We start from the raw sequence: 13,383 nt of genomic DNA on the forward strand, positions 1-13,383 counted from the left end.
CTTAAGGAGAGTTCATTCGGATGACGGAGACACCGCGTACGACAAGCCCGGAAACACAGGATTCCGGGCTCCGAACCACACCCCAGGGCACCACCTACAGCTGGCCCGATCTGCTTATGACGCTCATGCACCAGCAGGATCTCGACGAGGCCGCCGCCGCGTGGGCGATGGACCAGATCATGTCGGGTCAGACGCCCGACGTGACAATGGCCGCATTTCTCGTGGCACACCATACGAAGGGCGAGACCGTCGCCGAGATAGCCGGTTTGGTCTCCGCGATGATGGACCACGCCGTGCCGCTGCCGGGTCTCGAAGATTCGGTCGATATCGTCGGCACCGGCGGCGATCGGGCGAAGACTGCCAATATCTCCTCAACTGCAGCGATGATCATCTCCGCGAGCGGGCAGCGCGTCGTCAAGCATGGCAACCGTGCAACGTCGTCGGCCTCTGGCTCCGCCGATGTGCTCGAAGCTCTTGGAGTCCGCTTCGACATCACCCCGGAGCAGACGGGCATCATCGCGAAGGAAGTCGGGCTGGCATTCTGCTTCGCCAACGTCTTCCACCCGTCGATGCAGTTCGTGGCGGCAGTGCGTCGTCAGATCAGCGTCCCGACCGCCTTCAACATCCTCGGACCGCTGACGAACCCGGCCCGTGCCCGTCACACCGCGATCGGTGTCGCTGATGCTCAGATGGCGCCTCTGGTCGTCGGAACCTTGGCCAAGCGCGGTCATCAGGCAGTCGTGTTCCGCTCCAGAGACGGGTTGGACGAACTGAGCAACACCGACGTCAACGATGTGTGGGAGATTCGTCACGGCGAGGTCGAACATATGACCTTCGATGCCCTTGACCTGGGCTTTGAACGTGTCACAAAGAACGATCTGCGAGGCGGCGGACCCGAACAGAACGCTGAGATCACCCGATCGGTGCTCAACGGAGAGAAGTCAGCAGTACGCGACATCGTGCTCATCAATACAGCAGCGGCACTCGTTGCAGCCGATGAGTCTGCTGTGGGCAGCCTGACCGAGCGGTTGGCGGCGAAGGTGACCATTGCAGAGGAAACGGTAGACGCCGGCCTCGGTGCGCAGAAGCTCGACCAGCTCATCGGGGTCTCACACAGGGTCGCCGAGACGAATCGTTCCTGATTCCTGGGCGTGGAAGTTGGCCCCGGTGCGGGGGAGCGACCAAGCTCCCCGCATCGAGGTCAGCGTCGCCGACTGCAACCATTGGGACAAGAGCCTGGTCTCCTCCGGCAAAGAGTCGGATGCTGCCGGAAGCTTCCCTGGTGCAGGAACCCATTCCGCGGTCGCGCGAATGGCAACGAAGGCCTCGTCGATTCCCCGCGAGCCACGGGAGTGTGCAGCGGCGGCCAGCTTCCCATATCGGATGACGGCGAGATCGAACCCTCCGTCGGGCCCCTGAGCGTACGCAAGGATCTCAGGGATATCTCGCAGAGCACGAACGGACTCGGCCCGTGCGGCGTTGGCAAGTCCCGAACGCATGGCATCGCGCACCTCGGCGGCTGTCTCATACCTGGCTTCGGTGGCCAATCTCGACATTCTCTGCGTGCACAGATCACGCAGGGTTGAGTAGTCACCGTCCATGACCGCGAACAGATCGCTGATGTCGTCCAGGTACTCCTGCCTGTGGGTCACGCCTGCGCAGGGACCGCCGCACTGACCGACCTGGGAACTCACGCACGGGCGGTGCGATCCCAGATCGGCGGAGGTGATCTTCGCCGTGCATCGCTTGACGGGATAGAGGGTGTCGAGAAGCTCCTTCACCGCTTGCGCCGTCTTGCGTGACCGGAACGGGCCCATGGGCGTTGCGGGCGACTTCTCCAATGCGGTGTTCGAACGGACGACCGACAACCTCGGATATGCCTCATCGCTGAGAACGATCCAGGAATTGCGTTCGGGGTTCTTCGACCGACGGTTATACGGCGGGGCGAGCTCTCCGATCAGCCGAATCTCTCTGACCTCGGCCTCGAGCGCATGCGCGCATGGCAGACAGCTGACCTCCTGAGCTGCTGTGATCATCTCAGCCATCCGACCGCGGTTCTCCGAAGCGTTGAAGTAGCCCCGGACTCGGCGCGCCATATTGCCGGATTTGCCGATGTAGAGGACTCGGCGAGTTCCATCGAGGAACATGTAGACGCCTGGTTCGGCCGAAACTCCCTTGGCAAGATGAGATTTTGCTTGGCGTTTCGCCCATCCGGGCTGGCGCACCGTGGCCAGCTCTTCGAGAGTTGTGATGCCATAGCCGCCGAATCGTTCCAGCACCCGATGCAGCAGCTCTCCGGTGGCCTTGGCATCGGAGAGTGCCCTGTGGTCGGGGGAGACCTCGGTTCCGAAATGAGCGGCGAGAGTCGACAGTTTGTGATTGCGGACCTCATCACGACTCACTACTCGCCGAGACAAGGTGACGGTGTCGAGGACGGTCGGCTGAGGCCAGTGGTAGTCGAGCTTTTCACACGCGGAGCGGAGGAAGCCGATGTCGAAAGGAGCATTGTGCGCAACCAGGACCGCACCGACGCAGAACTCCAGAAAGCTCGGCAGCACAGAGCGGATCGAGGGAGCATCATCGACCATGGCGTGTGTGATGCCTGTCAGTCGCGCCACGAACGGGCTGATCACCGATTCCTCGGGCTTGACCAGAGATTGAAACTCTCCGAGAACCTCGCCGCCGCACATCTTGACCGCACCGATCTCCGTGATCTCCGACTTTCCGGCAGTTGTACCGGTTGTCTCCAGGTCGACTATGACGAAAGTGACCTCGTGGAGAGGGGTGCCAAGACTGTCGAACGACAACTGCGAGGAGGCGATTGCTGACGGCGCTCGGTCGAATGGGGTGGACATGCGCCCTAGTCTTTCACTCGCCCCTGACACAGGAGAGGGTCCGACGTTCGACTGCGGCATCAGACCGAGGCGCCGTTGTCCCCGTCGGGCGAACGGTTGGTCGGGAGATGAAAGAACAGGCCGACTGCTCCACCGAGGCCGACTGCAATGCCGATCAACAGAAACCAGCCGGGCAGTGGGCGGAAGAAGATCGCACCGAGTACCAACAGCAGGACGGCGCCGAACGTCGCGACCACAGAGAGCATCAGAGTCGGCGAGGCGGTGCGCCAGCCGATGGGTTCAGCTGGCCCGGGCTCCCAGCCCTCTTCCTCTTCGAGCCTCTCCCTGACCTCTTCGACAGGGATATCACCCATCATGGCGCTGGGCTCTGCTATCTGATTGACGAGATCCTCCCAGTGACTGTCACTGATGCGCGAAGAATCGCCGAGCCGCTCGGACTCGGGAACCTCATCACGCCAGTTCTCGTTCTTCTCGTCGTCCATGTCCTCTATCAGCAATCTTCTCGGCGTCTCTATTCCCCGGTTCCGGGGGCTCCTGCCGGGAAACGATCGGCGGATGTCGCCTTGTCCAGGATCGCCTCGGCGATGATGTCCGCGTCATTGTCCAAGGTGGCTACGTGCCGGGATCGACGCAGAGATAGGATCGTCGGCCGCTGGGGCAGACGCGATCGCAGGGTTCGAAAGGTCCGCGGCCCGACCACACTGTCGCGGCCGGAGACGAAGAGGGTGACTGGGCATTCGATCCGCCAGAGGTCCTCGCGAAGAGTTCTCTGTGCCGACGCGAACGAGGCGATAGCTGCGACTGGGGTGCGATCGTAAGCGTATTCGCAGCGATCCGGATGTGCGATGTCGCCGGCGATCGCCGGCACAGAGGCGACCACGTGTTTGAGGACGGGCAGAAACGGTGTCAGCGGGGAATCGATGTAAAGGGCAGGATTGATCAACACGAGCGCGTCAGGAGGGGAATCCCCGGCGCCAAGTGCCAATGCCAGGGCACCGCCCATTGACAGACCTGCCACCACCACCCGGGTGTGAGTTCGAGACAGTGCCTGAAGCTCCGCCTTCGCTGCGTCGAGCCATTCGGACCAGGGCGTGGAATTGAGGTCCTGCCACCGAGTGCCGTGGCCCGGAAGCAGCGGAACGCTGACGCTGATTCCATGATGGCCCAAGGCCCGGGCGATGGGGAACCACGCGGCCGGAGACCCGGTGATCCCATGGAGAAACAGCACCGCAGACGCAGAGTCCTGGGCGATCTGCCGGTAAGGTGCAGTCGGCACTGATTGTGGTGAGTAGTCGATCTCCATAGGTTCAGCATGGCATGAATGTGCGTTGATGGTGTCGATATATGATGTCCGAGGACGACAAAGAGTCGTGACAGGGAAGGGTGCTCGTGTTCTACTGGTTTCTCAAGCGAGTCGTGGCCGGACCCATTCTGCGGATCCTCTTCCGTCCCTGGGTGCGCGGGTTGGACAACCTCCCGTCTGACGGACCCGCGATCATCGCGGGAAACCACAATCACTTCATGGATTCGATCTTCGTCCCTCTTCTAGCACCCCGGCCTGTCGTCTATCTGGCGAAGAAGGACTATTTCACCGGTCGCGGCCTCAAGGGCGCCGTCACCCGGTGGTTCTTCAAACTCAACAACCAGCTGCCGATGGACAGAGCCGGGGGCTCCGGTTCTCAGGCCTCGCTGGAATCCGGGCTCAAGGTTCTGAGAGAGGGGAACTCTCTGGGCATCTATCCGGAGGGCACACGTTCACCGGACGGCAAGCTCTACCGCGGCCGCACGGGCGTCGCCCGCCTGGTCCTCGAATCTGGTGCCCCGGTGATTCCCGTCGCGATCATCGGCACCGACAAGATTCAGCCTCCTGGACGTCTGATCCCGAAGTTTCGACGGGTCGGAATAGTCTTCGGATCCGCCATGGATTTCTCGAAGTACGAGGGCCTTCCCAATGACAGGTTCCTGTTGCGATCCGTCACCGACGAGATCATGTACGAGATCATGCGGCTCTCGGGCCAGGAGTACGTCGACAAGTACGCGTCGACCGTCAAAACGAAGCTCCTGACCAGTGCCAAGCCCAAGAAGGCCGAGGATCGGAAGTCCGAGGATGACAAGCCGCAGGGTTCCACTGGTGCCAAGGACGACCAAGCGCAGCCCGAGACCGAGTGAGCGGGCTCTCAGATGGGTATCGAACGGTCAGTTTGTGCGTGAATCACGTGTTCGAATACTGCGATAACGGCGACACGCGCAAATTGTTACCTTGAGGTGTTTGTCCTGGAAGGCCCGGGAGAATAGCTTGGAGATGTTGAATCCCACTGTAGGTTCGCTGAGAAGAGAGCTAGAATGGTTATGTTCTCTGCTCTTCAAAGCGACCTCGCTTCCCCCAGGGACTATAAGGAGGAGTCGGTGTGAACCGCTCAAGTCATGAAAGCGTCGAGCCGACGCCAATACCACCAGCCGCCCAAGGACTGTTGTTCGACGACGATCTGCCAGTCCTTGACGAAGAGGCCGGCTACCGCGGCCCGACCGTGTGCAAAGTCGTCGGCATCAGCTACCGCCGGCTCGACTATTGGGCGCGCACCGACCTGGTGACCCCCTCGATTCGCAACGCGACGGGATCGGGCAGCCAGCGGCTCTACAGCTTCCGTGACATCCTCGTTCTCAAGATCGTCAAGCGGCTTCTCGACACCGGCGTCGGGCTGCAGTCGATCCGCACTGCGGTCGACCACCTGCGTTCGCGTGGTGTCCGGGACCTCTCTCAGATCACTCTGATGTCCGATGGGGCCAGCGTCTTCGAATGCACCTCACCCGATGAGGTCGTCGATCTTCTGCAGGGCGGACAGGGCGTCTTCGGCATTGCCGTCGGGCGTGTCTGGAATGAGGTTGAAGGCAGCCTCTCCGAACTGCCGAGCGAACGTCTTCCCGAAGATGATTCCGCTGTCATCGAAATGGATGAGCTCGCCCAGCGAAGAGCACAGAAGCTCGGCTGAACAGCTGATCGCCCGGATATCGGGCAGTCCCTGACCGGGACACCATGGGGGATTGATGAGTGTGGCCCGTCCGAGAGGACGGGCCACACTCATATTCATCAAGAAGAATCAGACTTCGCGGACAGCCATCTCGGCTTCACAGCAGATTCGGCACCCCAATTCCGTCAATGACCGCAGCTTGAATACACCCAGAGCTTGAACAGACCCAGAGTCTGATTGCTCAAGAGTTTGAGGCTGAAGGAAATGAGCGGGAAGACTCACGGACGATCCAGCTGTCACAGGACGTGGCGTTCGATGCCTGCTGCTTCTTCGGTCCTACTGTTTCGGGGCGTTGCGCGAACGAATGTTCTCCGAGCGCAGAGCGCGTTCCAGCAGCGAGTCGAATGAGGTCGCAACTTCCTCTGCCGGCTTCCCGGGCCACGTGTGAATCGGGCGGGCAGAACCTTGAGCCTGCTGCATCACCGCACGTTCGGCCAAAGGCGGATTGAGCACCAATGGCCCGAACATCTCCCGCATCTCACTGACGCGATAGTCATGTTCGTTCGAACCGGCGCGAACCCGGTTCACCACGAGGCCCAGCGGCTGGATGTCCGAGGTTCCTCGCTGGCGCAGTTCGTCCGCCGCCCGCAGCGCACGATCCGCGGCTGCCACGGAGAACAGGCTGGGCTCGGTCACCACTGCAACCCGATTGCTGGCCGTCCACGCGGTGCGTGTGAGCCCGTTGAGACTTGGCGGACAGTCGATGAGAACCAGCCGGTACCCCTTGGCGACGCGACTCAATGCGTCTTCAAGGCGCCGGAGGTACCTCTCCGACAATGAGGGTCGATCGAACTCCGCAGCTCTGGGGGAGCCGGAGATCACGTCGAGCTGGCCGAGCTTGTCACCCACCCACCCGGAGGGGATGATCGCCTCGGACAGGATTTTCTGGGACTTGGGGGCAGCGAGCACATCGGCGATATCGACACGTGTCGACGTCGGGACATCAAGGCCGGTCGACGAGTCCGCTTGCGGATCCATGTCGACGACCAAGGTCGGAATTCCACGGTTGTATGCGGCCGAGGCAAGACCGAGTGTCACGGACGTCTTACCGACTCCGCCTTTGAGGCTGCTGATACTTAGGACAAGCACCCTCCTACGTTAACGTATCCAACCGGGCTGAGCAGTCACGACCACGCCGGGCGTGGCACCACAGTCGAAATCAGACCCCCCTGTATTCGAGTGCTCTGGGTCACTTAGTAGAGTTGTTCCTCGACAGCCCGTCGACTATCGCCTCTAGGCGATCGATACAGAAGTGAGAGACACAGATGTTCTCTAAAGTTCTTGTGGCAAATCGTGGAGAGATCGCCGTTCGCGCATTCCGTGCAGCGTACGAACTCGGCGCCTCCACTGTCGCTGTTTTCCCCTATGAGGATCGGAACTCCGAACACCGAATGAAGGCCGATGAGGCCTACATGATCGGCCAAGAAGGCCACCCCGTTCGTGCGTACCTCAGCGTCGAAGAGATGCTGCGCGTCGCCAAGGAATCGGGAGCCGACGCCATCTACCCCGGCTACGGCTTCCTGTCGGAGAACCCCGACTTGGCGCGAGCCTGCCAGGAGGCAGGAATCACCTTCATCGGTCCCAAGGCCGACGTGCTCGAACTCGCCGGCAACAAGGTGCAGGCTCTGACGGCCGCACGCAATGCCGGTATTCCCGTACTCGACTCGACGCGTCCCTCCGCTGACATCGCTCAGCTGCTGGCCGACGCGGACTCCATGGAGTACCCGCTCTTCGTCAAGGCTGTGGCCGGTGGCGGCGGACGCGGAATGCGCCGGGTCGCCGAATCCTCACAGCTGGAGGATGCGCTCAAGGCGGCGATGCGCGAAGCCGAGGGCGCTTTCGGAGATCCCACGGTCTTCATCGAACAGGCCGTGCAGCGTCCGCGTCACATCGAGGTCCAGGTCCTTGCCGACAACGACTCGAATGCGATTCATCTCTTCGAACGCGACTGCTCTGTCCAGCGTCGTCATCAGAAGGTCGTCGAGATCGCACCGGCGCCGAACCTGGACCCGGCCATCGCCGACGCGCTGCACGCCGATGCTCTGAAGTTCGCTGCGGCCCTGGGCTACCAGAACGCCGGCACCGTCGAGTTCCTCCTCGAGACCGACGGCCCGCGCAAGGGTCAGCATGTCTTCATCGAGATGAACCCGCGCATTCAGGTCGAGCACACGGTGACAGAAGAGATCACTGACGTCGATCTGGTCGCGTCTCAGATGCGCGTCGCAGCGGGGGAGACCCTGGCTGAGATCGGCCTGGTTCAGGGGGACATGCGAATCAAGGGCGCCGCCCTCCAGTGCCGCATCACCACCGAGGACCCGGCGAACGCCTTCCGTCCCGACACCGGAACCATCACTGCCTACCGCTCTGCCGGCGGTGCCGGTGTGCGGCTCGACGGTGGAACAGTCCACGCCGGAGCCGTAGTCAGCGCGCACTTCGACTCGATGCTGGTCAAACTCACTTGCCGTGGTCGCGATTTCGAGCAGGCGATCTCTCGTGCACGACGGGCCCTGGCCGAGTTCCGGATCCGCGGCGTATCCTCGAACATCGGGTTCCTGCGGGCCGTGCTCGAAGATGAGTCATTCATCGCCGGAGATCTCGCAACCTCGTTCATCGAGGAGCGCCCACATCTGCTCGACGCTCGGGTCAGCGCGGATCGCGGTTCGAAGATCCTCGACTACCTGGCCGACGTCACCGTCAACCGTCCCAATGGCGAGCCCCGCCTGCGCATCCGCCCGGGGGAGAAGCTTCCCGATATCGATCTCGACACGGATCCGACGCCGGGAAGTCGCGATCGGCTCCTCGAGGTCGGCCCGACCGGTTTCGCTCAGGCACTGCGGAGCCAGACTCCGTTGGCCGTCACGGACACTACATTCCGCGACGCTCACCAGTCTCTGCTGGCGACCCGAGTGCGCACCCGTGATCTGCTGGCCGTCGCCGGGCATGTGTCCCGGATGACGCCGGAGCTGCTCAGCATCGAAGCCTGGGGAGGTGCGACCTATGATGTGGCGCTGCGCTTCCTCGGCGAGGATCCCTGGGAACGATTGGCCGCACTGCGCTCTGCTGTGCCCAACATCAATCTCCAGATGCTGCTGCGCGGTCGCAACACCGTCGGCTACACTCCGTACCCGACCCAGGTCACCGATGCCTTCGTCGATGAGGCTGCGCGCACCGGCATCGACATCTTCCGCATCTTCGATGCCCTCAACGACGTCGAACAGATGCGACCGGCCATCGAGGCAGTTCGCGCCACGAACACCACCGTCGCCGAGGTTGCCCTGTGCTATACCTCCGACATCCTCGATCCGCGAGAAGAGCTCTACACGCTCGACTACTACCTGAAGCTCGCAGAAGAGATTGTCGCGGCCGGTGCCCATGTGCTCGCGATCAAGGACATGGCCGGACTCCTTCGCCCTGCCGCTGCGACGAAACTCGTCACGGCGCTGCGGGAGAACTTCGACCTGCCCGTCCACGTCCACACCCACGACACCGCCGGTGGCCAGTTGGCCACGCTCTACGCTGCAGCTGCAGCCGGTGCCGACGCGGTCGATGCGGCATCTGCCGCCATGGCCGGGACCACCAGCCAGCCGAGCCTGTCGGCTCTGGTGGCAGCATTTGAGAACACCGAACGCGACACCCTGATCAGCCTCAACGCGGTCAGCGACCTCGAACCGTACTGGGAATCCGTCCGCAAGGTCTATGCCCCGTTCGAATCCGGACTGGCCGGACCGACCGGCCGTGTCTACCGCCACGAGATTCCGGGCGGACAGCTGTCCAACCTGCGCCAACAGGCCGTAGCGCTGGGTCTGGGGGAGCGGTTCGAGGAGATCGAACGCATGTACGCGGCAGCAGACGCGATCCTCGGCCACCTCGTCAAGGTCACACCCTCGTCCAAGGTCGTCGGCGACCTCGCGCTTCACCTCGTGGGCGCCGGTGTCGATCCCGAGGAGTTCGCAGAGAATCCGGACAGGTTCGACATTCCGGACTCGGTGATCGGCTTCCTCAACGGCGACCTCGGTGATCCTCCAGGCGGATGGCCCGAGCCGTTCCGCACGAAGGCCTTGGCAGGGCGCAAACACAAGGCTGTCTCCGAGGACCTCCCGGCAGAGGATGCTGCTGCCTTGGAGACGCCTGGCGCCGCACGTCAGGCCAAGCTCAATTCGCTCCTGTTCCCCGGACCGACCAGGGAGTTCGAGCAGATGCGAGCCAACTACGGCGACCTGTCCGTCGTTGAGACCTCGGAATACCTCTACGGTCTGACTGCGGGCGAGGAGCACGCGGTGGAGCTGTCGAAGGGCAAGGACCTCCTCATCGGGGTGCAGGCAATCAGCGGCACCGACGAACGCGGCATGCGATCGGTGATGTTCACCCTCAACGGTCAGCTGCGCCCGCTGCAGGTTCGCGACCATGCAGTCGAAAGCGACGTCAAGACCGCGGAGAAGGCCGATCCGTCGAACTCCGGCCACGTGGCCAGCCCGTTCGCCGGCGTAGTCACACTGCAGGTTGCAGAGGGGGACCGGGTCGAGGCCGGCGCAACAGTCGCGACGATCGAGGCCATGAAGATGGAGGCCTCCATCACCACTCAGACGGCGGGCACCGTCTCCCGAATCGCCATCGGCAACGTCCAGCAGCTTGAAGGCGGCGACCTCGTCGTGGTCGTCGATGGCTGAGCGCGATATCCGTCTGTGGGGTGATCCGGTGCTGCGCAGTCCGTGCGCACCGGTCACCGTCTTCGACGAGGGGCTCAGGGCCTTGGCCCAAGACCTCGTGGACACGTCTCTGCCGGAAGGGCGGGCCGCTGTGGCGGCACCGCAGATCGGTGTGGGCGTGCGGGCATTCGGCTATGATCTCGACGGTCGCACGGGGTATGTCATCAACCCCGAGGTCGTCGAGGTCGCAGGAGAGCTGCGCGACATCGAGGAAGGCTGTCTCTCGGTTCCCGGTCTGTTCTTCCCCACACCGCGCTACGAGTTCGCTCGTGTGCGCGGTGTTGACGCGGAGAACTCACCGGTGGAGCTCTCCGGGACGGAGGTCTTCGCGCAGATGCTCCAACACGAGGTCGCGCACCTCGACGGTCAGGTCTACGTTCAGACCCTTCCTAAGGAACGTCGGCGAGAGGCGATGAAGGCCATTCGCGGTTCCGATTGGTTCCTCGCCAGGCAGCCGTGACGCACATGACGAACAGATACTTCAACAGAAGGAACAGCAGATGAGCATTCAACGCACCGCAGTCATCGGAAGCGGACTCATGGGAGCCGGCATCGCCGAGGTGCTCGCGAAGTCGGGCCTCGACGTCATCGTCCGCGAGATCAACGACGAGGCCTCCGCAGCCGGCCGTGCTCGCATCGAGAAGTCAATGGCCCGTGCAGTCGAGAAGGGCAAACTCGATTCCGAGGCTCGTGACGCGGCTCTCGGCAGGTTGAGATTCACCACCGACATCGGCGAGCTCTCCGATCGTCAGCTGGTCATTGAGGCCGCGAGTGAGAACGAGGACATCAAGAAGTCGATCTTCGCCGAACTCGACAAGGTCGTGACAGATCCTGAGGCGATTCTCGCTTCGAATACGTCATCGATGCCGATCATCCGGTTCGCGCAGTCGACCTCACGTCCGGAGCGCGTTCTCGGGGTCCATTTCTTCAATCCGGCTCCGGTCCAGCCGCTCGTCGAGGTCGTCTCCTCCGTGCTCACCTCCGATTCGGTGCGTGAGACGGTCACGGAGTTCGTCGCCGAGGTGCTCGGCAAGAATCCGGTCCAGGCCCAGGACCGTCCCGGGTTCATCGTCAACGCGTTGCTCATCCCGTACCTGTGCAGCGCAATTCGCATGCTCGAGTCCGGGTTTGCCACCAAGGAAGACATCGATGCCGGAATGGTGGGCGGCTGCGCTCACCCGATGGGACCGATCAAGCTCGCCGACATGGTGGGTCTTGATACGTGCCTGTATGCAGCTGAGAGCATCTATACGGAGACCGGCGATCCTGCTGCCAAACCACCGGTGCTGCTCTCACGCATGGTCGATGCCGGCCTGCACGGAGTCAAATCCGGTCGCGGCTTCTACGAGTACTGAGGCCAGAGGCACCAGCACAGACAAAGAACTCCTGGTCGGTGATTGCACCGACCAGGAGTTCTTTGTATTCAGGCTGCACATCGCGAGCCGGAGGCTTCAGCCGGCGAGGAGCTTCTCATAGCTGGCGAGCTTCACACAGGCCACGAGGCCCTGCGCGGCCAGTTCGACGTCTTCGGCTGTCGGCATGGTCGGAGCGATGCGGATGACGTTGTTGTGTGGATCCAAACCATAGGGATGGGTAGCACCGGCCGGGGTCAGCTTGACCCCCGCCTCGGCGGCTAATTTGACGATCCGGTCCGCGGTGCCTTCCAGCGTCGTCAGGGTGATGAAGTAACCGCCGTCCGGTTCAGTCCACTGCGCCAGGTCCCTGCCGCCCAGTTCCCGTTCCAAGGTGTCCAGCACTGCATCGAACTTCGGCGCGATGATCTTCGCGTGCTGGCGCATGTGCTCCTCGACGCCCGCAGGATCGGAGAAGAAGCGCAGATGACGCAGCTGGTTGACCTTATCGGGACCGATCGAGATCTTCGAGAGATTCGTCCGGATCCAGTCACTCGTCTCCGGTCCCGCACCGAAGAAGGAGACACCGGCACCCGCATGGGTGATCTTCGACGTCGAGGCGAAGATCCACGGGCGTTCCGGGTGGCCGGCCTTGGCACAGATGTCGAGGATGTCGAGAACCTCGGGATGCTCGTCCCGGAGATGGTGGAGTCCGTATGCATTGTCCCACAGCAGCGTGAAGTCGGGTGCCGCTGCCGGCATCGCCGCGAGCTCTTTCGCTCGTTCTTCGGTGATGGTGATGCCTGTCGGGTTCGAGTACATGGGTACCAACCACATGCCCTTGACCGTCTCGTCCTCTGCCAGACGCTGGGCCTCGGCGACGACTGGACCTTCGGAGTCCATAGGAATGCTGAGGAGTTCGAAGCCCAGCGACTCGGCCAACGTGAAATGGCGGTCGTAGCCGGGGACCGGGCAGATGAGTTTGTGAGGTCCCTGGCCCCAGGGTCGTGAGTCACCGACGGTGCCGTGCAGGAGAGCAAAGGTCAGGGCCTGGGCCATGAGGGTCAGTGAGGCGTTGCCGCCGGCCAGCAACTGGTTCGCAGGGATCTTGAGCAGCGGCGAGAAGAGTTCACGCAGCTCGACGATTCCGTCCAGACCGCCATAGTTGCGGGTATCGACTCCGCTGGGAGTCAAGACGTCATCGGGTGTCACCGCTGTCAGAAGGTCTGCCGCCAGGTCGAGTTGCGCGCTTGCCGGCTTGCCTCGGGTGATATCGAGTTTCAACCCGCGGGAAGCGAATTCCTCATAGGCGCCAGAAGCGCTCTCCAGCTCTGCCTGCAGCTCGGACGTGGGGGACATCGATGCTCCTTGTCACTGTTGTTTGACCGGTACAACCATCCTAGTCACTTCCCGGTCGAGGTGCGGGCCAGCACCGCGGGCG

11 protein-coding genes are annotated in these 13,383 nt (G+C 62.5%); 6 read left to right on the forward strand and 5 right to left on the reverse strand.

What is annotated here, in order from left to right:
• The first annotated feature begins 20 nt into the window (after positions 1-20).
• Positions 21-1,142 (forward strand): anthranilate phosphoribosyltransferase, encoded by a 1,122-nt coding sequence (gene trpD, locus JFC13_RS05675; protein ID WP_198396146.1) that lies wholly within the window; start codon positions 21-23, stop codon positions 1,140-1,142.
• Here the strand turns inward: trpD and JFC13_RS05680 are convergent.
• From JFC13_RS05680 to JFC13_RS05690, 3 genes are read right to left on the reverse strand one after another with little or no spacing between them, the layout of a single operon-like run.
• Positions 1,110-2,855, reverse strand: a complete 1,746-nt coding sequence (locus JFC13_RS05680; protein ID WP_198396147.1) for a DEDD exonuclease domain-containing protein — start codon at positions 2,853-2,855, stop codon at positions 1,110-1,112. The genes trpD and JFC13_RS05680 overlap by 33 nt on opposite strands.
• Before the next feature lie 59 nt (positions 2,856-2,914).
• A complete protein-coding gene (locus JFC13_RS05685; RefSeq protein ID WP_198396148.1) occupies positions 2,915-3,337 on the reverse strand; it encodes a hypothetical protein in 423 nt (140 codons plus the stop codon).
• Between the two features lie 29 nt (positions 3,338-3,366).
• Positions 3,367-4,131, reverse strand: coding sequence for an alpha/beta hydrolase (locus tag JFC13_RS05690; RefSeq protein WP_332839343.1), 765 nt, complete (start codon positions 4,129-4,131; stop codon positions 3,367-3,369).
• Positions 4,132-4,244: 113 nt separating this feature from the next.
• Here JFC13_RS05690 and JFC13_RS05695 point away from each other — a divergent pair, with 113 nt between their 5' ends.
• On the forward strand, positions 4,245-5,024 hold the full coding sequence (locus tag JFC13_RS05695) for a lysophospholipid acyltransferase family protein (RefSeq protein ID WP_198396150.1): 780 nt from the start codon (positions 4,245-4,247) through the stop codon (positions 5,022-5,024).
• Between the two features lie 239 nt (positions 5,025-5,263).
• A complete protein-coding gene (locus tag JFC13_RS05700; RefSeq protein WP_198396151.1) occupies positions 5,264-5,845 on the forward strand; it encodes a MerR family transcriptional regulator in 582 nt (193 codons plus the stop codon).
• Between the two features lie 315 nt (positions 5,846-6,160).
• On the opposite strand, the gene JFC13_RS05705 is transcribed toward JFC13_RS05700, so the two are convergent.
• A complete protein-coding gene (locus JFC13_RS05705; protein WP_198396152.1) occupies positions 6,161-6,973 on the reverse strand; it encodes a ParA family protein in 813 nt (270 codons plus the stop codon).
• 176 nt (positions 6,974-7,149) lie between these two features.
• Here JFC13_RS05705 and JFC13_RS05710 point away from each other — a divergent pair, with 176 nt between their 5' ends.
• From JFC13_RS05710 to JFC13_RS05720, 3 genes are read left to right on the forward strand one after another with little or no spacing between them, the layout of a single operon-like run.
• Positions 7,150-10,551: a pyruvate carboxylase gene (locus JFC13_RS05710; RefSeq protein WP_198396153.1), complete on the forward strand. Its 3,402-nt coding sequence runs from the start codon at positions 7,150-7,152 to the stop codon at positions 10,549-10,551.
• Positions 10,544-11,050 carry a peptide deformylase gene (locus JFC13_RS05715; RefSeq protein ID WP_198396154.1) on the forward strand — a complete coding sequence of 169 codons (507 nt, stop codon included), beginning with the start codon at positions 10,544-10,546 and terminating at the stop codon, positions 11,048-11,050. The genes JFC13_RS05710 and JFC13_RS05715 overlap by 8 nt, the downstream gene beginning before the upstream one ends.
• A 40-nt stretch (positions 11,051-11,090) precedes the next feature.
• Positions 11,091-11,945 (forward strand): 3-hydroxybutyryl-CoA dehydrogenase, encoded by an 855-nt coding sequence (locus tag JFC13_RS05720; protein WP_198396155.1) that lies wholly within the window; start codon positions 11,091-11,093, stop codon positions 11,943-11,945.
• Positions 11,946-12,041: 96 nt separating this feature from the next.
• Here the strand turns inward: JFC13_RS05720 and JFC13_RS05725 are convergent, their stop codons facing one another.
• Positions 12,042-13,301 (reverse strand): aminotransferase class I/II-fold pyridoxal phosphate-dependent enzyme, encoded by a 1,260-nt coding sequence (locus JFC13_RS05725; RefSeq protein ID WP_198396156.1) that lies wholly within the window; start codon positions 13,299-13,301, stop codon positions 12,042-12,044.
• Between the last annotated feature and the right edge of the window lie 82 nt (positions 13,302-13,383).

The organism is Brevibacterium antiquum (genome assembly GCF_016107655.1).
Classification (GTDB): Bacteria; Actinomycetota; Actinomycetes; order Actinomycetales; family Brevibacteriaceae; genus Brevibacterium; species Brevibacterium antiquum.